The sequence below is a fragment of the Polaribacter sp. IC073 genome, assembly GCF_007997075.1.
GTDB lineage: Bacteria > Bacteroidota > Bacteroidia > Flavobacteriales > Flavobacteriaceae > Polaribacter.
Window position 1 is genome coordinate 263451 of the sequence record NZ_VORS01000007.1, and the last position, 15695, is coordinate 279145.

29 protein-coding genes and 1 tRNA gene are annotated in these 15695 nt (G+C 31.3%); 6 read left to right on the forward strand and 24 right to left on the reverse strand.

Annotated elements, in window-relative coordinates:
- Nucleotides 1-5: 5 nt before the first annotated feature.
- The 14 genes from ES045_RS12110 to ES045_RS12170 form a co-directional block, all read right to left on the reverse strand.
- Nucleotides 6-767, reverse strand: a complete 762-nt coding sequence (locus ES045_RS12110; RefSeq protein WP_189663095.1) for a BspA family leucine-rich repeat surface protein — start codon at nt 765-767, stop codon at nt 6-8.
- A 32-nt stretch (nt 768-799) separates the two neighbouring features.
- Nucleotides 800-1078 (reverse strand): hypothetical protein, encoded by a 279-nt coding sequence (locus ES045_RS12115; RefSeq protein ID WP_147116545.1) that lies wholly within the window; start codon nt 1076-1078, stop codon nt 800-802.
- A gap of 16 nt (nt 1079-1094) precedes the next feature.
- Nucleotides 1095-1346: a hypothetical protein gene (locus ES045_RS12120; protein WP_147116546.1), complete on the reverse strand. Its 252-nt coding sequence runs from the start codon at nt 1344-1346 to the stop codon at nt 1095-1097.
- Nucleotides 1347-1414: 68 nt separating this feature from the next.
- Nucleotides 1415-1867 carry a hypothetical protein gene (locus ES045_RS12125; protein WP_147116547.1) on the reverse strand — a complete coding sequence of 151 codons (453 nt, stop codon included), beginning with the start codon at nt 1865-1867 and terminating at the stop codon, nt 1415-1417.
- A gap of 10 nt (nt 1868-1877) precedes the next feature.
- The gene (locus tag ES045_RS12130) at nt 1878-2285 is read right to left on the reverse strand and encodes a hypothetical protein (protein WP_147116548.1); all 408 of its coding nucleotides are present in this window, start codon (nt 2283-2285) and stop codon (nt 1878-1880) included.
- On the reverse strand, nt 2282-2695 hold the full coding sequence (locus ES045_RS12135; protein ID WP_147116549.1) for a hypothetical protein: 414 nt from the start codon (nt 2693-2695) through the stop codon (nt 2282-2284). Before ES045_RS12135 ends, ES045_RS12130 begins: the two co-directional genes overlap by 4 nt.
- Nucleotides 2695-2982: a hypothetical protein gene (locus ES045_RS12140; RefSeq protein WP_147116550.1), complete on the reverse strand. Its 288-nt coding sequence runs from the start codon at nt 2980-2982 to the stop codon at nt 2695-2697. The genes ES045_RS12135 and ES045_RS12140 overlap by 1 nt, the downstream gene beginning before the upstream one ends.
- A complete protein-coding gene (locus ES045_RS12145) occupies nt 2982-3290 on the reverse strand; it encodes a DUF6706 family protein (protein ID WP_147116551.1) in 309 nt (102 codons plus the stop codon). Before ES045_RS12145 ends, ES045_RS12140 begins: the two co-directional genes overlap by 1 nt.
- Nucleotides 3290-4363 carry a hypothetical protein gene (locus ES045_RS12150; RefSeq protein WP_147116552.1) on the reverse strand — a complete coding sequence of 358 codons (1074 nt, stop codon included), beginning with the start codon at nt 4361-4363 and terminating at the stop codon, nt 3290-3292. Before ES045_RS12150 ends, ES045_RS12145 begins: the two co-directional genes overlap by 1 nt.
- Before the next feature lie 19 nt (nt 4364-4382).
- The gene (locus tag ES045_RS12155; protein ID WP_147116553.1) at nt 4383-4958 is read right to left on the reverse strand and encodes a head fiber protein; all 576 of its coding nucleotides are present in this window, start codon (nt 4956-4958) and stop codon (nt 4383-4385) included.
- Between the two features lie 4 nt (nt 4959-4962).
- A complete protein-coding gene (locus tag ES045_RS12160) occupies nt 4963-5640 on the reverse strand; it encodes a hypothetical protein (RefSeq protein ID WP_147116554.1) in 678 nt (225 codons plus the stop codon).
- Between the two features lie 469 nt (nt 5641-6109).
- Nucleotides 6110-6265: a hypothetical protein gene (locus ES045_RS16440; RefSeq protein ID WP_189663096.1), complete on the reverse strand. Its 156-nt coding sequence runs from the start codon at nt 6263-6265 to the stop codon at nt 6110-6112.
- 50 nt (nt 6266-6315) lie between these two features.
- The gene (locus ES045_RS12165; protein WP_147116555.1) at nt 6316-6555 is read right to left on the reverse strand and encodes a hypothetical protein; all 240 of its coding nucleotides are present in this window, start codon (nt 6553-6555) and stop codon (nt 6316-6318) included.
- A 7-nt stretch (nt 6556-6562) separates the two neighbouring features.
- On the reverse strand, nt 6563-7054 hold the full coding sequence (locus tag ES045_RS12170; protein ID WP_147116556.1) for a hypothetical protein: 492 nt from the start codon (nt 7052-7054) through the stop codon (nt 6563-6565).
- A gap of 124 nt (nt 7055-7178) precedes the next feature.
- Between ES045_RS12170 and ES045_RS12175 the strand changes: the two genes are divergently transcribed.
- The 5 genes from ES045_RS12175 to ES045_RS12195 are packed head-to-tail and all read left to right on the forward strand — an operon-like array spanning nt 7179 to nt 8753.
- On the forward strand, nt 7179-7388 hold the full coding sequence (locus tag ES045_RS12175) for a helix-turn-helix domain-containing protein (RefSeq protein WP_147116557.1): 210 nt from the start codon (nt 7179-7181) through the stop codon (nt 7386-7388).
- A complete protein-coding gene (locus ES045_RS12180; protein WP_147116558.1) occupies nt 7385-7600 on the forward strand; it encodes a hypothetical protein in 216 nt (71 codons plus the stop codon). Before ES045_RS12175 ends, ES045_RS12180 begins: the two co-directional genes overlap by 4 nt.
- A 12-nt stretch (nt 7601-7612) precedes the next feature.
- Nucleotides 7613-7837, forward strand: coding sequence for a hypothetical protein (locus ES045_RS12185; protein ID WP_147116559.1), 225 nt, complete (start codon nt 7613-7615; stop codon nt 7835-7837).
- 46 nt (nt 7838-7883) lie between these two features.
- Nucleotides 7884-8486 carry a hypothetical protein gene (locus tag ES045_RS12190; protein ID WP_147116560.1) on the forward strand — a complete coding sequence of 201 codons (603 nt, stop codon included), beginning with the start codon at nt 7884-7886 and terminating at the stop codon, nt 8484-8486.
- 24 nt (nt 8487-8510) lie between these two features.
- Nucleotides 8511-8753: a hypothetical protein gene (locus ES045_RS12195; protein ID WP_147116561.1), complete on the forward strand. Its 243-nt coding sequence runs from the start codon at nt 8511-8513 to the stop codon at nt 8751-8753.
- An 88-nt stretch (nt 8754-8841) separates the two neighbouring features.
- Here the strand turns inward: ES045_RS12195 and ES045_RS12200 are convergent, their stop codons facing one another.
- Complete coding sequence (locus tag ES045_RS12200; protein WP_147116562.1) at nt 8842-9045, reverse strand: hypothetical protein; 204 nt, start codon at nt 9043-9045, stop codon at nt 8842-8844.
- A 68-nt stretch (nt 9046-9113) separates the two neighbouring features.
- Here ES045_RS12200 and ES045_RS12205 point away from each other — a divergent pair, with 68 nt between their 5' ends.
- On the forward strand, nt 9114-9407 hold the full coding sequence (locus ES045_RS12205; RefSeq protein WP_147116563.1) for a hypothetical protein: 294 nt from the start codon (nt 9114-9116) through the stop codon (nt 9405-9407).
- Here the strand turns inward: ES045_RS12205 and ES045_RS12210 are convergent.
- The 9 genes from ES045_RS12210 to ES045_RS12240 all read right to left on the reverse strand — a co-directional run bounded on the left by ES045_RS12210 (nt 9404) and on the right by ES045_RS12240 (nt 15155).
- Entirely contained in the window at nt 9404-10387 is a 984-nt protein-coding gene (locus ES045_RS12210) for a hypothetical protein (protein ID WP_147116564.1), read from the reverse strand. The two genes, ES045_RS12205 and ES045_RS12210, sit on opposite strands and share 4 nt — an antisense overlap.
- Nucleotides 10384-11814 (reverse strand): phage portal protein, encoded by a 1431-nt coding sequence (locus ES045_RS12215; protein ID WP_223267248.1) that lies wholly within the window; start codon nt 11812-11814, stop codon nt 10384-10386. The genes ES045_RS12210 and ES045_RS12215 overlap by 4 nt, the downstream gene beginning before the upstream one ends.
- A 12-nt stretch (nt 11815-11826) precedes the next feature.
- A complete protein-coding gene (gene terL / locus ES045_RS12220; protein ID WP_147116566.1) occupies nt 11827-13257 on the reverse strand; it encodes a phage terminase large subunit in 1431 nt (476 codons plus the stop codon).
- The gene (locus tag ES045_RS12225) at nt 13250-13633 is read right to left on the reverse strand and encodes a hypothetical protein (protein WP_147116567.1); all 384 of its coding nucleotides are present in this window, start codon (nt 13631-13633) and stop codon (nt 13250-13252) included. Before ES045_RS12225 ends, terL begins: the two co-directional genes overlap by 8 nt.
- A 3-nt stretch (nt 13634-13636) precedes the next feature.
- Complete coding sequence (locus ES045_RS16755; protein WP_262712866.1) at nt 13637-13762, reverse strand: hypothetical protein; 126 nt, start codon at nt 13760-13762, stop codon at nt 13637-13639.
- Between the two features lie 94 nt (nt 13763-13856).
- The gene (locus tag ES045_RS12230; protein WP_147116568.1) at nt 13857-14552 is read right to left on the reverse strand and encodes a hypothetical protein; all 696 of its coding nucleotides are present in this window, start codon (nt 14550-14552) and stop codon (nt 13857-13859) included.
- A 93-nt stretch (nt 14553-14645) separates the two neighbouring features.
- Nucleotides 14646-14777, reverse strand: a complete 132-nt coding sequence (locus tag ES045_RS16760; protein WP_262712867.1) for a hypothetical protein — start codon at nt 14775-14777, stop codon at nt 14646-14648.
- A gap of 2 nt (nt 14778-14779) precedes the next feature.
- The gene (locus ES045_RS12235; protein WP_147116569.1) at nt 14780-15070 is read right to left on the reverse strand and encodes a hypothetical protein; all 291 of its coding nucleotides are present in this window, start codon (nt 15068-15070) and stop codon (nt 14780-14782) included.
- A gap of 12 nt (nt 15071-15082) precedes the next feature.
- A tRNA-OTHER gene (locus ES045_RS12240) sits at nt 15083-15155 on the reverse strand.
- Nucleotides 15156-15695 lie beyond the last annotated feature (540 nt).

Genomic DNA, 15695 nt, shown 5'->3' on the forward strand with positions numbered 1-15695 from the left:
TAATTTTAAATCGACCCACCGTCAGCAATTGTCCATGAATAAACACTAATTAATCTATCCCTAGCTGCTGATGCTAATGAATTTGGAGTAAATTTTGAACCACCGAAATCAACAGATAAACCTGTATTCGGTGCTTGAGCTTCCCAACTTATAAGTGTCTTGTCGTAATCTTCCGTAGACATACCTGGGGAAGAGCCCAGTAAATTAGAAAGATTTGTAGCACTACCAATATCCCATTTATCTAAGCCCGTTATAACCATATCGTCCGCTTTAAAAAACAATGCGTTAAAGTTTTCTGTATTAGATACATTCCATTTAGAAACATTTAATTGTTTTATACTTGTGCATAAGTAAAAGCTGTAAGAAATATTGCTTGATATTAAGTAAGGGGAGTCTATTGCTGTAATGCTTATCTTAGTGCAGCGACTAAAAGATAAATATTCATTCATTTCAAATACACCCCAATTACTTATATTTGTTATTTTTTGAATATCTCCATCGTTATTAAATTTCCAACCTCTTAATTGACCACTTATCTTAACAGAGTAACTCCCCGAAGAAGGGAATGTGTGCGTTACCTCTGATTGGTTATATGACGTTATAGTATCTTTAGCGCTCCCATCACCCCAATCTACAATAGCTGTAGAACCGTTAAATGAACTAACTAAAGGTAATCTGAATTGATTGTCATTAGAAGTCCCTGCATTGTCTGTTTTAACTTCGAAATTAAAACTTTTAGACAACGCTCTTCCCGTGGCTTTAAACATATTTCTGTTTAATCCAAGTCCTAAGCCTATCATTAATTTTTAGTGTGATAAACTAGTAGCTTGCCACTTGCTACTACTATATTTTTAAATAAGCCTAACCTAGCTTTGCCTTCTAGTAATTGATAGCTTGTTTTAGACCGTATTCCAAGCTCACATTCATTGTCAAAGGAAAATACAGTATCTTCTTCTGCTTCTAAATATACATATCTATCTGTAGGTACTACTACATCTCCGTTAACTATTTCGTTAAAACCATACCCACCAAATGCTGTTTGGTTTGAAATACTATCAAAACTTATTAATTTACTCATATTTTTTATTTTTTATTTAAGAAAAATTTAATCTTGAAAAATTTCTAAAAGTTTCTACATTAAATGAAGTTCCTTGCTCATTTACCGCTTCGGATAGATTCATATTGAAGTCATTTTTTTGAAAAACAGACTTTAAACATATCACTCCCTTATCTAATGACATAGAATCGTAATACATTGAGCTAGAAGGTTGTTCAAATATAATAAGACCACTAACTGTGTCTGTTACAATTATGGCATCTGCTGTTTTAGTGAATTTTTTACTCATTTTTTTGTTTTTAGTTTAAAAAAAAGCCACAACTATAGTAGATGTGGCTTTTTAAAATGTGATTTACATTATGATGCCGTAAAAGGCTTCACTAAATTACCTGTTGTTGGCTTTAAAGCTTCAAACATATACTTCCATTTACCACCGTTTTCAGAATCCCATGTGTCTTCAATCGAAACCGATGCTTTTTCGATTAAATACCCTGTTAAAGTAGCATCCTCTGGACTTAATCTAATTGCATAGTTTTTTGTAATTACACCATCCGAATCTACAATTGGTTTATCTTCTCCTTTTTTAGCGAACAATTCACATTCAAGAACGTACTTACTTTTGTCTGTTTTGATGTCAATAGTTCCACCTCCTTCTTCCTTTGCTTCTCTACGAGTTCCTTTTTCAGGAGTTAATTTTGTAGAGTTTTCTACAGGAGTGTCTAATTCAATCCACGTAGGAGTTGTAGGGATTTCACCGTCTACTAATTCTACTATTTCTAATTTTGGTTTACCCCAACTTAATACTGCCATAATTTTTATTTTAAATTGTTAATCTTTTGTATTTTAATTTTACATTCACAAAGTGTTGATGTATATCATCTTCTTCGAATGTGTTAATTGTTTGTCCTAAAGTAAATTTGTATTCAGATTTTACCGTCCAATTTTCTGTTAACTGCAACATAAACGCTTCTAATTCGTTACATCTTGCAATATTCTTAACAGAATTAGAATTACCAATGTCAATATCAGGAACATAAATATTAATATTTAATGCACCTGTTTGCATTTGGTCATCAAGTCCTGTCATAAACGAAATAATAGCGTCTTCTTTATCTGAATTAATTGGTCTTGTACCTCTTAAATAGAAAGTTCCATTTATTTCTTCATTTATTAAATCTTTCCAAAGATTATAAATCTCATACTCTATTTGTCCGCCTGTTTTTTTCATTCTGTAAACCCTACTTTTTTCAACATTCTAGGAACTAGTCTTTCGGCTAATAATTCTGCCGAAGTAAGAACATTGTAATTTTTAGCTTCAACGGATGCAGCGTAATTCATACCAGCAACTACCACCAAAACAACCCCTTTATTGTACTTCGGAGTCAATTCTTCTAATAGTTTTTGACTTTTAGGTGCTATCTTCGATTTTCCTTGAACTTTACCGTTATATAAAACTACATAACCAATAGAAGCTCTTAAGTTTCCCGTTCTATCAATATAACTACCATTGTTTCTGCCTTCTGAAACACACTTATCACCTACGTATAAAAAAGACTGAATCATCTTGCCTACAAGACTATCTACCTTTCCTTTTAATAAATCTTCAACACTAAAATTTACTTTAATTGCCGATTTCATTATACGATTACTTTTACACGTTGTACTAAATCTAAAAATTCAGTTGTTTTTACTTCAAACTCCCCTATTACTTGGTTTCGGTTATTGGTTAATAAAATTCTTTTAGCATCAAAATCTTGCATTTCAAAGTAAACGGTATAAGAATATATTTCTTTACTTTTTATGTCGTTTAAAATGTTACAAGGTATTTTATCCCCCAAACTTTCTCCAGCTGGTACAGGCAACCCGTCAACCAAACCTCCGTTTGTTGATGTTTTAATCTGTATGTATCCGCTATCAAAAATCATTATCGAAATCTTACTTTAGGTTTTAACACCAATTCATTTTTTAAACCTAATCTTTTACATTCATTTGAATAGAACGCTTCAATATCTGCTTTCGATGCTCTTGAAATTGAAACACCACCTTCTGAAATAGAAGAAGGGCGTAACAATAAACTAGGTATTTTTAAAATGAACAATGCATAGAGTTGTTTTTGACCCTCTGAATCAACTTCACTTTCAATGTCTGAGATATTAAAATCAACAAAATCTGCTTCCGAAAGCAATATACCTACGGAAGCGAATTTTTGTTTTATGTAATTTCTCTTAGTCATTATACTAATAAAGAAGTGTCTATAATTGCAATCTTGTTAGGGTTTTTTAAGTTCGGAATCCATTCAGCTCCAAATTCAATAAAACGTCCTTCCTCTGTTCTTTGTGTAGAAATAAAGTGACCACCCTCTAAATTAGAATAAGACTTAGACGGAATAGGATCTGTGATTTCATACGGTGTATGAAACATCATTTTACCTAAATTATCACTTGGCAATAATGCGATTCTATCATCAGCAAAAGTATTAATACTTGTACCGTCTTCTTTAACCACATATTCTTCTACAATTCTAATAGTCGGTAAACCGATTCCTACTAATAATTGATTTGCCATTACATCTGTAATTAAACCACCTGCTACTGCAATTTCAGAACTACCTAAAATCATTTTGTATGCATTGGTAAAAGAAGACGTATTTACAATTCTACTATTAAAAGTCTTACGGTTCATTTCCATTACTGCAAACGTTCCAACGGTTGAGCGTAACTCCTCCACTTTTTCTTTTATGTAGTCTATAATTGTGTCTTTATTTCCTACTGCTGGCTTGTAATGAATTACAGGCAATTCCATATCAATCATTTCAATACCTTGTGCATTGTCACCTATTTTTACAGTTGCTTTTCCTGTACTTCTTAATTGACCAACTACGTAATCCATACGCTTGTGAGGTGCTAAAGTTACTTGTCTAATATCATCTGCTAAATAGTTGATGATTTCATTCATAACTGCTCCTTGTCCGTTTCCTGCTCCGTTAAACTTACTGATTAACTCATTTAAGGTATCTAATCTGTCGTTGTCTAATTGGTAAGCATTCCCCATAAATGCAACTTCACCAACCCCAGAGCCTAACGTTTTACGTTCTCTAATTGGTTTACCTGAGTTTCTGTCTATAACAGAACCCATCGTTACACCTGTAATGGTTCCTAAATAAGTTTTGAATAATCTACTTTTAGTTTGTTCAAACTGTAAGTATTTCTTCCAATAAATAATGTCTTTTTCGGTTTGATTAACTCTATCGATAATCGCCGAAATTATACCTGCATCGTTAAATAATGCGTTCAATGTTAAAATCATTTCTTTGTATTTTTTTTAGTTAAACAAACATAAATCTCGCACCCAAAGACGTTTTATCTTTATCAGATATCGCCAAGTACAATTTATCTTCTTGAATTTCAAAAGCTTGCCCTACTAAGGTTACTGTTGCGCCTGCTTCAACTTTTACTCTTGCATAGTTTAAGAAACCTGCAACGTTCTTCTGTGTTGTTCCACCTGCTGCTGTAGCTTCAAATAACACATCTCCTTCTTTTACTCCTGTAATTGTAGCAGCTAACGTTAATTCGTCATAAGCTTCATTCGATTTATCAATAGCAGAAATAGTTCCCCCTTTTGAGCCTGTTCCAATGTGCTGCCCAACGCTTACTAAAGAGCCTTTCGATATTTTTAAAGCTGTTGCTGAAATGTCTGCATACGCTTTTACCGATTTCACTACTTTTACTGTGTTTGTTGCTTTGTCTAAAGCTAACGGTGCTAAATGCGGTATGAACGTACCATTTTGTACGTCATTGTCAACAAGGTTTGAACCCCCCGCTAACCTGTAAATTGTCTTTTGATTACACAATTCACGCTCCACATCAAAACCTTTTAAATCATATTTGATTCCTGCTGGCATAATTTTAATTTTTAGTTTCTAATTTGTTATTTTCTACAATCTCTTTAGTACCCTGTGAAATCATACTTGCCAACGCTTCGCTTTCTTTTTCTAAGTTTGGCGTTCCTCCTTCTGGTGGCGTTGTATTTACAAAACCTGAGTTAGTGAGTTCTTGTTGGTGTGTTTCATGTCCTGCTGCAACTGCTTCTACAAACTCATTTAATTGGTTCTGGTCTTTAAACTCTCTACCTATCAGGTTGACTTTATAATAACTTTCAGGTACTTTTTTATCACTCATTTGAGCAATAAAATTATCTGTTAAACTTTGAGAAACTCTTGAAGATTGAAAGCCTGTAATAGTCTGCTGCATACTTTCCATTTTCTCTAATACGGATTTCATATACTCTGGCACCTCTACATTTGGTTTTGGCTCTTCTACTTTCTCTAGTTCGGCTAACCTCGCTTTTAATTGTTCTGCTTCGGTTTTGTTCTTGTCACTTTCTTGTTTAAAAGTGTTTACTCTACCATCTGCGAACGACTGAAACGATTTTAGCATTGTTTCCGCACCTGTTACTACATTTGCGATGTCTTCCTCTTTTGTTACAAACGTGCCTAATTGTGCTGCCACACCCTCAAGAACATCTTTATTAAACCCTAAATTCGAATACTTAGTTTTTAATGCTTCAAAGATTTTTGTTTTCATTCTTTTGTTATTATTTATTAATATTTGATTAAAAAAAAAAGGAGTGAATACCCTGCGCTAACAGTTCATTCACTCCTTTATGAGTTATTTCTTGTATAAAAAAAAAGAGTATACAAACAGTAATTAAACTATTTATATACTCCTATATGAGTTATTCTCTAAATTTGTACTATCGCTCTATCGTAACGTCCATAGAACATTTTCTACATCTTGTTACAATTACCTGACTTTTTAATAATATTGGTTTTATCTCGCAAATGAAGCCAAAGCATTTTGGGCATTTAACCCTTGTTTTGTCTTCGTAATCAATAATAAACTTCAACTCTTTATTCAAAAATTCTACATCGTTTAAAATACAATGTAAATATACTGTTTTATTTTTGATAATTGACTAAAAAATGTTAAAGTTTTTGTTTAGTTAATGTATTGTTAACTATTAAGGATTAAGTAGTTGGTTTATTTATTTGTTTTAATACTTTTCTTCTATCAATACTAAAACCCTGTTAAAAAATGCTCTTTGTTCATCCGTATCAGTATTTCCATATTCATCAGCCCATTGCCTTTTAATAGATTCCTTTCCTTTTAACCATTTTTCCCAATATATTAAAGTTTCTTCCTCGCTCATAATTTTTAGATTATTTATCCATACTATTTTATCCGTTACGTTGTAAGTAATTATTTTGCTACTTTTTTATCTATAAAGCTGCAAACATCACATTTAACAACGCATTTTTCTTTTTGGCTTCCTTCATCTTGTTCCCCACAAAAAAGCTCCTTACAACACTGCGTATAATTAATAGCTTTTTCAATTACTTGTTTAATACGGTTCTCCCTTTCTTGTCCTATGTATAAATCACCTCCGTGCCATTCACTGTATATTTCGTCTATTTCTAAAAATAATTGCTCTTTTGTCATTACTTATTTATTTTAAGTTTATGTTTTTATGCAAATGATTAAAAGCTTTCGCAAATGTTTTAAATTGCTCTTTGTCGGTTACTTGCTTAATGTATTTGTGTGAAACTATTTCTTTCTTTTTGTCATAGTGTATGCGTGCTTTATCTACTCCATTTACAAACAGTGTGTTTGGGTGTTTTCTCCATTGAATTAAAACACCGCTTTCAATCATTTCAAGTATAACCGTAGGAAAATACTCTTTTTCAGATTCAACATCTAAAATCTTGCCTTTCTCATTTTCAATAGCATTTTTTGTTTTCTCAATACTTTCCTGCAATGTTCTTAAAGAATCGTTTTGCTTTTCCCATTTGTTTAATGTTGCTTGTCCGTTTCTCTTATCGTTTAACGGTTGTCCGTTTGCTTGTTTTACAGTCTTAAAATGGTTCTGCAATTTTTCATCAAATGCAGTACTCTTCTTTATTAAAGAGTTTTCTAATATTTCTAGCCTTTTTGTTTTCATAGTTAAATTTATTAATTCTTTAGACTACAAATATACATTAAATAAATTAGATAAACCTTATTTTATTAATGTAAAGTTGATTTTATATATAAAAAAACACTATCTTTGTTAAAAGTTAAAATATATGACAGATATTAGCTCTATGAAAAGAGTACACACGAACATTGACTTATTAATGGATAAGCAAGAGATTAAAACCGATAAAGAATTTGCGGTAATTTTAGGATGGACACCTTCTGCATTTTCTCAAAGAGTAAACGGTAAACTTTCAATAGGAACATTAGAAACTATTGCAGATTATTTTGGAATAACGGTAAAGGAATTATTGAGATGAAGAACATAAAAAAAGTATTAATTGTATGTTGTTATATGGAAATAGGAACTACGACTTTAACTGATAACATTGCTGAATCAAAACTATCTGAACCAATAACTTACAGGATTAAAGCACAACCATTATTAGAAGATTACAATCCAACAATAATAGAATTAGAGCAATTACCACAAAAAATAAAGCATAGAAAAAAAAGAAAGTTTCACCATTAAATAATTGTTAAGATGACAAAAAAAGAACTGCTAGCAAAATACAGACCTTATCCAACCTATACGGCAATTGCAAAAGAAGCGTTTGAATTAGGTTTAAAAATAGGTGAAGAAACCAATCAAACGGATAAAGCTAAAAAAGATGCTATTGAGTTAATGAAAGTTAAAGCAGAATTAAAACACCTTTGGGAAACTTTAGAAGACCCGGAGAAGTGTGTTGAGTTGATTTGTGGAATGTAAGGAAGTTAAATAACTAAAGTAATAATTATATAACATTTTAAAAGAGATGGTAAAAAAATATACATTAAAACAACTATCAACTTCGATAAATATAGATGAAAGCCTACTTTCTAAAGACCAAGTTAATTTAAGGCTTAATGCTAGAAAGAAGCCAATTGAAGAAGAAAAATTATGTAAAACCTGCGGATTGATAAAAGACGTTAAAGATGATTTTAGAGTTAGACTGATTAAAAACAGTTACTACAGAGTTAATGCAACTTGTAGGGATTGTACGGCTAGAAAAAGAGGTGTTAAAGAAATTGGAAAATTAAAATTCGGAAAAGTTTTATTAGATAAAGGGTTAAGAAAATGCACAACTTGCCAAGATATTAAGCCATTAAATGAGTTTGGAAATAGTGAAAAATTATCTGGTAGTAAACAATTTTCTTGCCTAGATTGCAATAGAATAGACAAAGATAGAACTAAAAAAAGTGGTTTTAAATATATAACTAGCATTACTAAAAAAATAGGTTCTTATTGGAAAGTTGATGTTTGGCATAATAATAAACATAATTTTGTTGGTGTTTTTGAATTTAATGAAAAAGGTTTAAATAGTGCTGTGCAAGTGCGGGATAACTATTTAAAATCATTGAAAAAAAATATTATATAATTATAGGTAAAAATGCAATGACTTATGAGTAGAAGATACAGTAATACAAACGAATGGGAATTAGCAATTAAGCAAAGTAAGGCTTTAGAAATTGAAGATTATGAAACTTGCAAAGAAATAAAAGAAGAGATAGATTTTAGGATTAAAAATAAGACTATTAATAAATCCTTAATGCACGGTTTTAGATTTTGGAATCCAATAACAAATGAATTTGAAGGTGAACCAAATTACGGAAATGTAAATGGTTTGTTTGATTCTACAACCTAACTATTAACCCAAAGAAAACACCAAGTAAGCAATTCAGCAACTACAACAATAGCAACTAAAATAACAACTTCTTTTAAGATAGATTTTTTCATAAATCATTACTTAAATCAACCAAATCACCAACATTATATTTGTCCACCATTTCAAACAAATGTTTTTCGTGCAAATCTAAATTAAAATCTAACCATTGATTCCGGAAGTAAAAAGTACGTCCTTCTCTTTTGTAGATTTCGAGGTTTTTGTATAATTCCTCTTTAGGTGGTAAATTCAAATGATAAATTGGCTTTGGCATAACAACAAAGTTAAGTAAAAAAAAACAAGAAAATTAAACCATTATTTTAACAACTAAATTTATTGATTATGAAAATTAAAACACTATTAATAGTACTAATGACTTCTGTATTTCTAATGTCTTGTGATAGCTCTTCTGTAAGTAGCTGTAAAAGAGAATACAAAAGTTACCTTAAAAAAACACTGAAAGACCCATCTTCTTTAATAGTTTATAGTGAGCGAATAACAAGGGATGACAAATACCATGCGATTATAAAAGTTGATTACGGAGCAAAAAACAGTTACGGTGCGTATACTCGTAAAACCTCTGTTTTTCAATATGTTGGTTATTCTTTTCTTGTTGATGGTGAAATTATAGATTAATTCAAGTAAATAGGATTATCCTTTATAAAATACGGAACTGATTTAGCATTCGCTATTTTGGTTCTGTTTTCTTTTATCCATTTTGTAAACTTTGGATTTATATCCGTTGATCCTGCTTTTTTATCATTGAAAAAATCATCTTCGCTTTGCATTATTGGCACTAAATAACACCTGCAATTAGGATGGTTTCCAGACCAAACAAAGTTCTTCGGATAACTCCCTTTCATCATCTCGCAAATATCACAAGGAAAAGGGTTGTTACTACGTTTAATCTCATAACCAACAACAAACTTCATTTTAGACCATCTATCAATATCAGATAAACGGTAAGCCATATTAATTTCTGTACGTGCTAATCTTTGAGCATTTTTAAAAGAACTTCTATAAACTCCTTGCCCAGGTTTGTAGGCTTTTGCATTTTTAGATAATTGTAAAAGTCCGTTATTATCTTTATATCTTCTAAAAAGCTTGTCAGGTTCGTTTAAGTACTTCTTTATTTCTGTGGCTAATTGATTGGCTGGCTTTCCTGTTTTGATTGCCGTATCAATTGCCATTTCTAATTCCGTTCTTAATTGCATTGTGTTCTTCCAGACCTTATCGCTTAATTTTCTGTTTTTACGATTTCTAAACGCTTTTAATCCTTCTGCATTTCTTGTTGCAATTGGGTTGTATTTTTGCTTGTATCTTTTATTCGCTTTCTTCTCAAAAACATCATTCTTTGTTTGTGATAGTTCCCAATGATTAGCAACGTTTTTATCTATAATTGTTTCTACAGAAAAGGCGTGTTTTCTTAAAATACTATCAACTCTTTTTTGCAATGCAGGAAAAGAACTAAATTTAAACACATCTTTTGTTAAAACAATTGAAGCGGCAAATAAGCCTATTTCATTAACTATCTTATCGTACAGATACAATAACGCTAAAACGTCTTTTTCTGCTCTTAAATTATGTTTAATATTCCATTCGTTAAATGGTATCATATTCCTGTTGGTTCAAATAATGATTTGTTTTGTGCTTCTTCAATTTCTTTTAATTCCTCCTCGAACTTGTCGGTTAATCCAGCTAAAACAATACCTGTCTTTAAGGAAGCAACACCACCACTTACTGCGGTTACTGCATCTTGTATTTTCTCTGTTTGGTTGTCAATTGAATAAGGAACGATTTCTGTATCTATCATAATGCTTTCAGAAACTGTTTTCATTTTTGGGTATAAAGTACCAATTGCAGAAACTAAGAAATTAACACGTCTTTGTAAAAATTCTTCGACTACTTCTGCGTGATTGCTAACTGCCATATGTGTTCCCATAAACATAAATTCAAAGCTCTTACCACTTGGTGCATTCGACATTCCTTGTAGTTTTTCAAAACTAATTAAAGGCGTGTTTGTTAAATGGTAGGCTTTTTCCGTTAAGTTGTCAAATTCTAACTTCGCCATATCTGGTGACTGGTCCCACGTTAAGTAAGAAACCTGACCACCATCTGCAAGCTCTATAATTTCCGATGTTGTACCTCTGTTCTGAATACCTTCCAAATCACCAACCGAAACTAATTTCGGATAAAAATTATAATCTAAACAGTCTGCAAAATTAGAAAGTAATACCTCTAATCTATTTCTAATTGTTTTAATTTTATAGGCATACGGCTTTTCTCGATACATATACATTACAGGCATTTTACCAAATCCGTGAGCAAAAGTTTTTTCTATTTTATTTTCTATGTAAATAGTGACGTTTTTATCGTCTATTGTCATCAACTTAACTACATCATTACCTTTTGCATCTTTTACTTTGTATTCTCTTGAAAAGGCTATCAAATCACCAAAACCATCAAAGTAAGGAAATAATTTATCGTTTCTAAAAGGAGACCATATTGTAGATTTTAGTTTTCTTTTAGGTTGTGCGCTTAGATTTAAGAATTTTAACACACGCAACCACCAACCACTGTCTTCTACGGTATACCAATATTCTGCAACCTCGCATTCAGATAGCCACGAACGGACTATCTTTTTATTAGAATACTTAAGTTTATTCCTTTTGTAGATGTTTTTTACAATCTCTAAAAACGTTTGTTCTTGTTCGTCTTCTGTGTCGCATTTTAAAGTCGGTTCTTTTCCAACGGTAAAGGCTGTATGAATGTTCACAATATCCTGCTCTAATGGTAGCGCAATTCTATTAACGTCTTCATCTTTATATCTTGCAGGAAACTTAACAGAACCATCAACATTTAAAACAGCTTCTGTAACTAAAACTTTTCTTTTCTTTCGAATTTCAGTATTAAACACATCGTGCTTTTCAAAATCCCAATCTTTTAAATTGTCTTGCGTATCAGGTTCGTTAGTTGAGCGTTTCTTTAATTCTTTAACACGCTCACTAATATCTGTAATTTGGTTAATTTCTTCTATTGTCATAATTATATTGGTTTAATAAAAAACACCTGTTTTGTTTTGTTTTGTTCTTGAAATCTTTAATGTATTATTAATTGCCATCACTAAGCAATCTACTTGCCCATCTTGTGAACTGTTAGGAAACGTTATCATTTGACTAATAAACTGCTCATTCCAAACACCTCTAATAAGTTTAACTCTTCTAGCTTCACAAATAGGCGTTATATCATTTACTCTGGCTTCTTTGTCTTTAAAAGGCGGCGTATCTTCTTTTACGTTTAAAGTTGTATTTCTCTTTAATGTTTGAACTAAAGATTTACCACTTGCTTTCGGTTCTACATAAATCATCGACTTATGAGAATAACCGTGCAAAGAACTAAATGAAATCGTATGCTTTACCAATTCTGGAAATTCTAAATAATAACCGTTTGCATATCTAATTAATAGATCGTTATTAAATACGGCAAATTGTAAGTATCCGCTTTCATCATTGTTTTCTGTTGCTGAATATGCAGAATCAATCGCCGTGTGCCAAACTAAGTTGTTGAATCTTTCCATCCAATCAATAACTTCAAACCAATTCCTTTTTAAAACACCCCCTTCTGGTGGTGCTGATTTTTGGGAATATTGATTAGCATATCCGTAACTTCCTAAATCTCTCTTTGCTTCTGCTAAAACTTTTTCACTTAATCTATTTACATCTAATAAACCGTTAACGTATTTTTCTTTTAATTCCTTCGGCTTTACTTCTTCGGATATTTCCGCAGGTAAACAAATATGACGTACACTTTCTGACTTCTTAGATAGTAAATAACCTGTCACATCTTCTTCGTGCAACCTTTGCATTATTGTTAATGTTGGCGTATTTTCTTTGTCTACTTTTCTTGAAGATAATGTTTTTGTGTGTTCGTTTGCTGTAAATCTATCTGCTTTTGATGAAGATTGTGCAGGATTTAATGGATCATCACTAATTACTAAGTGTGCGTGTTTACCTGTAATTGTAGATCCTGTTGAAGTAGTATATCTCGCTCCACCATTTTCATTCTCATAGTTTGATTTCGCCGACTTATCCTTTCTTAATTTTACTTTTGGAAACAAGCGTTTGAATTTATCTGAAAATATAATGTCTCTTGACTTTGTCGATTGTTCAATACTCAAATCCATAGAATAAGAATTTGTAATAACTCTTATTGTATCGTCTAAAACCCACAACCAAACAGGAAACATAATTGTACAAATAGTACTCTTGGTTGTTCCGGGTGGAATATTAATAATTAAATCATATTCCTTTGGTTTTCTCTCAACTATATTTTTAGATATTCTCTGTAATTCATCGCATAAATATTCAATATGCCAATTGTAAACGGGTTCTTCTTTTATTATAACACCCCAAAAAGTCTTTACAAAAGAAAAAAACGATTTCTCGCAAAAATCCCGTTGAACTGAATCAAATAAAAAACTATCCATTTTTAGACTTTAACGATAATTCAAATAACAACTTCTTCTCTTCTTCCGAATAACTTGACAAGTCAATCTTGTTTTCGTTCTTGTTAATGGTTTCTATTTTGTCTGATTGCCCTAACTTCTGTTTACCTAAAAATATCATCATTGAAGTATTGCCTTCTGTAGCAGCTTCAAATTGTGCTTTTCTTAATACAATATTACCTAATTCTCCCTTTTGTCGTTTATAGTCAGTGAAACTCATTTTAAATTCCTCCTGTACTCTGTCATAAAAAGTGTTAGGATGCATGCCTAAATAAGATGCAATTTCAGTTCCCTCGCAAAATATAGCGAGCAACTTATCTACCTGTTTCCAGTCTATTGTTATCTTAGGTCTTGCCATTTATTAAACGAATCCTTTAACTGCATTTGTACCGAAATCTAAAGAAGGCAAGGTTCTCCCTGCTGCTTTCGTTTTCCTTGCGAGGTTTATAAACTTATACTTTCCACTTCCGCTATCTCCTTTTGCCATTTTGATTTAATTTTAATTAATAAAAAAAGAGGTTACAAGCCTTTTTATGACTCGTAACCTCTTTGTAGGTTTATTTATTTATATGTTGTTTACACTATTTTGTTATCGTTTCCCAAAGAGCCTTTGACCCTCCTTTTTGTTTCTTTTGATTAATCGTGTGAAACTTTTCTTTAATACTATCCATGTATTCTAAATTGAAATCATATAGACTTTCGTTTGGCTCAATCATAAATTGTTCAATGTTATCTGAACTCCTTAAATTTGCGCTTCCGTGAATTACTAATTTTTCATTTAAATGTGTTTCTATTAACGTTATTTTTGTATGCGTTCTGCATACCGATAACTGAAAGCAATCATCTATATTCAACTTGTCAAACATATATTTTACCAAATTATGTCTTTCGTGTGAATAGAAATAATCTGAAATAATCATATTCAATTTACCAATATAACCATTTGTAATTAAATTATGTAAACTATCTACGTTTTCTTGACTTAATGATAAAGTTGATATTGTTAGAACTTCTGCTTTTCTTTTATTCTCTACCAATAAAGCTTCTATGAAATCACCGAAAATAAAGTTACCAGATATAATGCAAAAATTCCTTGCTTCAATATCAACATCATTTGCCAACTGCTTAGCGTTCTTGTATTTTACTTGATATTCTTTTCTTGAGTTATGTAGCTTTGGTTTATGCACTATATTTTCATCAAATATATTTTTATCCATTCCGAGATCTAAGTCGAAATCTTCCAAATTAAAATCAAAGTTTAAATCAAGTTCGTTCATAATAACAAATATACGATTTTTTAAACTATTACACTAAAATAAAGTGCTGATTATTCGGCGTTTAGTCAACTTTACATACCGTATGGATAACCATTATCTATGCGTTATACCTTCAACACTTATACTCTCTTTGCTTCCTAAATAATTATTAGCACTTACAAAGTGTGTTCTGTACATTGGCTGCCCTATTATATCGGTTCCTATTTGGTAGGTTACTGTTAGCATAGCTATTTATTTTTAGCGTCTTCAAATCTCAACCCTCTTGCGTATGATTGATAGTTTATGTTTTCTTCTTCATTCTCTAAACTGTCTTCTAACCATTCTATAATTAACCCTTTTGGCTGCTCTGAAAAGATGTCAAAACATATATCTGATATATTAAAATATAAAACATCTCCAAAACTAGCCATCCCTGTAACATCATCACAAACAAAGTATTGAAAATAAACATCATGCTTCTTTTCAAATGCTTTAATTATTTTATATACCGATTTTTCTAAATCTTTCTTTAGCTTCATAGTTTAAAATTGTGGAGAAGGCTGGACTCGAACCAGCGACCAATGTCAATCAAATGACGGTTCTTACCAACTGAACTACTTCCCCTATAAATTATTTGTTTTTAACGTACAGAAATACACCCTTGAAGAAAGGTGTTTTTTAATTAATCTAATACGTTAGTGTGTGTAGCACTTGTAACTTAATACCCTCAAATATACGACTTTAAAACTTAAATAAATCAATAAACATTTATTATTTCATCAACTTTTATTAATATATGATCGCTCGTTAATCTGTTATAGCTAACATTTTGCCCGTAAATACCATAACTATTTCTAGCTTCATTATAACTTAGTTTTTTAAACGGATATGTACGTTTGTTTTTAAAATGTGGTAATTGCCATAGTTCACGTTTATCATCGCAAACTATGTGGGGGTAAAATTTAAACCTTGCTTTTATGTATATTTTTAAAGTGCTGTTAAACATATAGTTGTATAGTTTGGTTTGTGTTAATACTAGTTGGCAGTAATATTAGGCGACATCGAAATTCGAGAAAGTTTGTCCTTTTAACTCGATACAGTCAACTTTAGTTTTCTTAAAAGCAACGCTATGATTTTTAGAAACATAGCTTATTATAATGTCTA

What these genes read in the sequence shown, in the direction of transcription:
- ES045_RS12110 (WP_189663095.1), bottom strand. Translation starts at nt 767, where the DNA reads ATGTTTAAAGCCACGGGAAGAGCGTTGTCTAAAAGTTTTAATTTCGAA.
- ES045_RS12115 (WP_147116545.1), bottom strand. Translation starts at nt 1,078, where the DNA reads ATGAGTAAATTAATAAGTTTTGATAGTATTTCAAACCAAACAGCATTT.
- ES045_RS12120 (WP_147116546.1), bottom strand. Translation starts at nt 1,346, where the DNA reads ATGAGTAAAAAATTCACTAAAACAGCAGATGCCATAATTGTAACAGAC.
- ES045_RS12125 (WP_147116547.1), bottom strand. Translation starts at nt 1,867, where the DNA reads ATGGCAGTATTAAGTTGGGGTAAACCAAAATTAGAAATAGTAGAATTA.
- ES045_RS12130 (WP_147116548.1), bottom strand. Translation starts at nt 2,285, where the DNA reads ATGAAAAAAACAGGCGGACAAATAGAGTATGAGATTTATAATCTTTGG.
- ES045_RS12135 (WP_147116549.1), bottom strand. Translation starts at nt 2,695, where the DNA reads ATGAAATCGGCAATTAAAGTAAATTTTAGTGTTGAAGATTTATTAAAA.
- ES045_RS12140 (WP_147116550.1), bottom strand. Translation starts at nt 2,982, where the DNA reads ATGATTTTTGATAGCGGATACATACAGATTAAAACATCAACAAACGGA.
- ES045_RS12145 (WP_147116551.1), bottom strand. Translation starts at nt 3,290, where the DNA reads ATGACTAAGAGAAATTACATAAAACAAAAATTCGCTTCCGTAGGTATA.
- ES045_RS12150 (WP_147116552.1), bottom strand. Translation starts at nt 4,363, where the DNA reads ATGATTTTAACATTGAACGCATTATTTAACGATGCAGGTATAATTTCG.
- ES045_RS12155 (WP_147116553.1), bottom strand. Translation starts at nt 4,958, where the DNA reads ATGCCAGCAGGAATCAAATATGATTTAAAAGGTTTTGATGTGGAGCGT.
- ES045_RS12160 (WP_147116554.1), bottom strand. Translation starts at nt 5,640, where the DNA reads ATGAAAACAAAAATCTTTGAAGCATTAAAAACTAAGTATTCGAATTTA.
- ES045_RS16440 (WP_189663096.1), bottom strand. Translation starts at nt 6,265, where the DNA reads ATGAGCGAGGAAGAAACTTTAATATATTGGGAAAAATGGTTAAAAGGA.
- ES045_RS12165 (WP_147116555.1), bottom strand. Translation starts at nt 6,555, where the DNA reads ATGACAAAAGAGCAATTATTTTTAGAAATAGACGAAATATACAGTGAA.
- ES045_RS12170 (WP_147116556.1), bottom strand. Translation starts at nt 7,054, where the DNA reads ATGAAAACAAAAAGGCTAGAAATATTAGAAAACTCTTTAATAAAGAAG.
- ES045_RS12175 (WP_147116557.1), top strand. Translation starts at nt 7,179, where the DNA reads ATGACAGATATTAGCTCTATGAAAAGAGTACACACGAACATTGACTTA.
- ES045_RS12180 (WP_147116558.1), top strand. Translation starts at nt 7,385, where the DNA reads ATGAAGAACATAAAAAAAGTATTAATTGTATGTTGTTATATGGAAATA.
- ES045_RS12185 (WP_147116559.1), top strand. Translation starts at nt 7,613, where the DNA reads ATGACAAAAAAAGAACTGCTAGCAAAATACAGACCTTATCCAACCTAT.
- ES045_RS12190 (WP_147116560.1), top strand. Translation starts at nt 7,884, where the DNA reads ATGGTAAAAAAATATACATTAAAACAACTATCAACTTCGATAAATATA.
- ES045_RS12195 (WP_147116561.1), top strand. Translation starts at nt 8,511, where the DNA reads ATGAGTAGAAGATACAGTAATACAAACGAATGGGAATTAGCAATTAAG.
- ES045_RS12200 (WP_147116562.1), bottom strand. Translation starts at nt 9,045, where the DNA reads ATGCCAAAGCCAATTTATCATTTGAATTTACCACCTAAAGAGGAATTA.
- ES045_RS12205 (WP_147116563.1), top strand. Translation starts at nt 9,114, where the DNA reads ATGAAAATTAAAACACTATTAATAGTACTAATGACTTCTGTATTTCTA.
- ES045_RS12210 (WP_147116564.1), bottom strand. Translation starts at nt 10,387, where the DNA reads ATGATACCATTTAACGAATGGAATATTAAACATAATTTAAGAGCAGAA.
- ES045_RS12215 (WP_223267248.1), bottom strand. Translation starts at nt 11,814, where the DNA reads ATGACAATAGAAGAAATTAACCAAATTACAGATATTAGTGAGCGTGTT.
- terL (WP_147116566.1), bottom strand. Translation starts at nt 13,257, where the DNA reads ATGGATAGTTTTTTATTTGATTCAGTTCAACGGGATTTTTGCGAGAAA.
- ES045_RS12225 (WP_147116567.1), bottom strand. Translation starts at nt 13,633, where the DNA reads ATGGCAAGACCTAAGATAACAATAGACTGGAAACAGGTAGATAAGTTG.
- ES045_RS16755 (WP_262712866.1), bottom strand. Translation starts at nt 13,762, where the DNA reads ATGGCAAAAGGAGATAGCGGAAGTGGAAAGTATAAGTTTATAAACCTC.
- ES045_RS12230 (WP_147116568.1), bottom strand. Translation starts at nt 14,552, where the DNA reads ATGAACGAACTTGATTTAAACTTTGATTTTAATTTGGAAGATTTCGAC.
- ES045_RS16760 (WP_262712867.1), bottom strand. Translation starts at nt 14,777, where the DNA reads ATGCTAACAGTAACCTACCAAATAGGAACCGATATAATAGGGCAGCCA.
- ES045_RS12235 (WP_147116569.1), bottom strand. Translation starts at nt 15,070, where the DNA reads ATGAAGCTAAAGAAAGATTTAGAAAAATCGGTATATAAAATAATTAAA.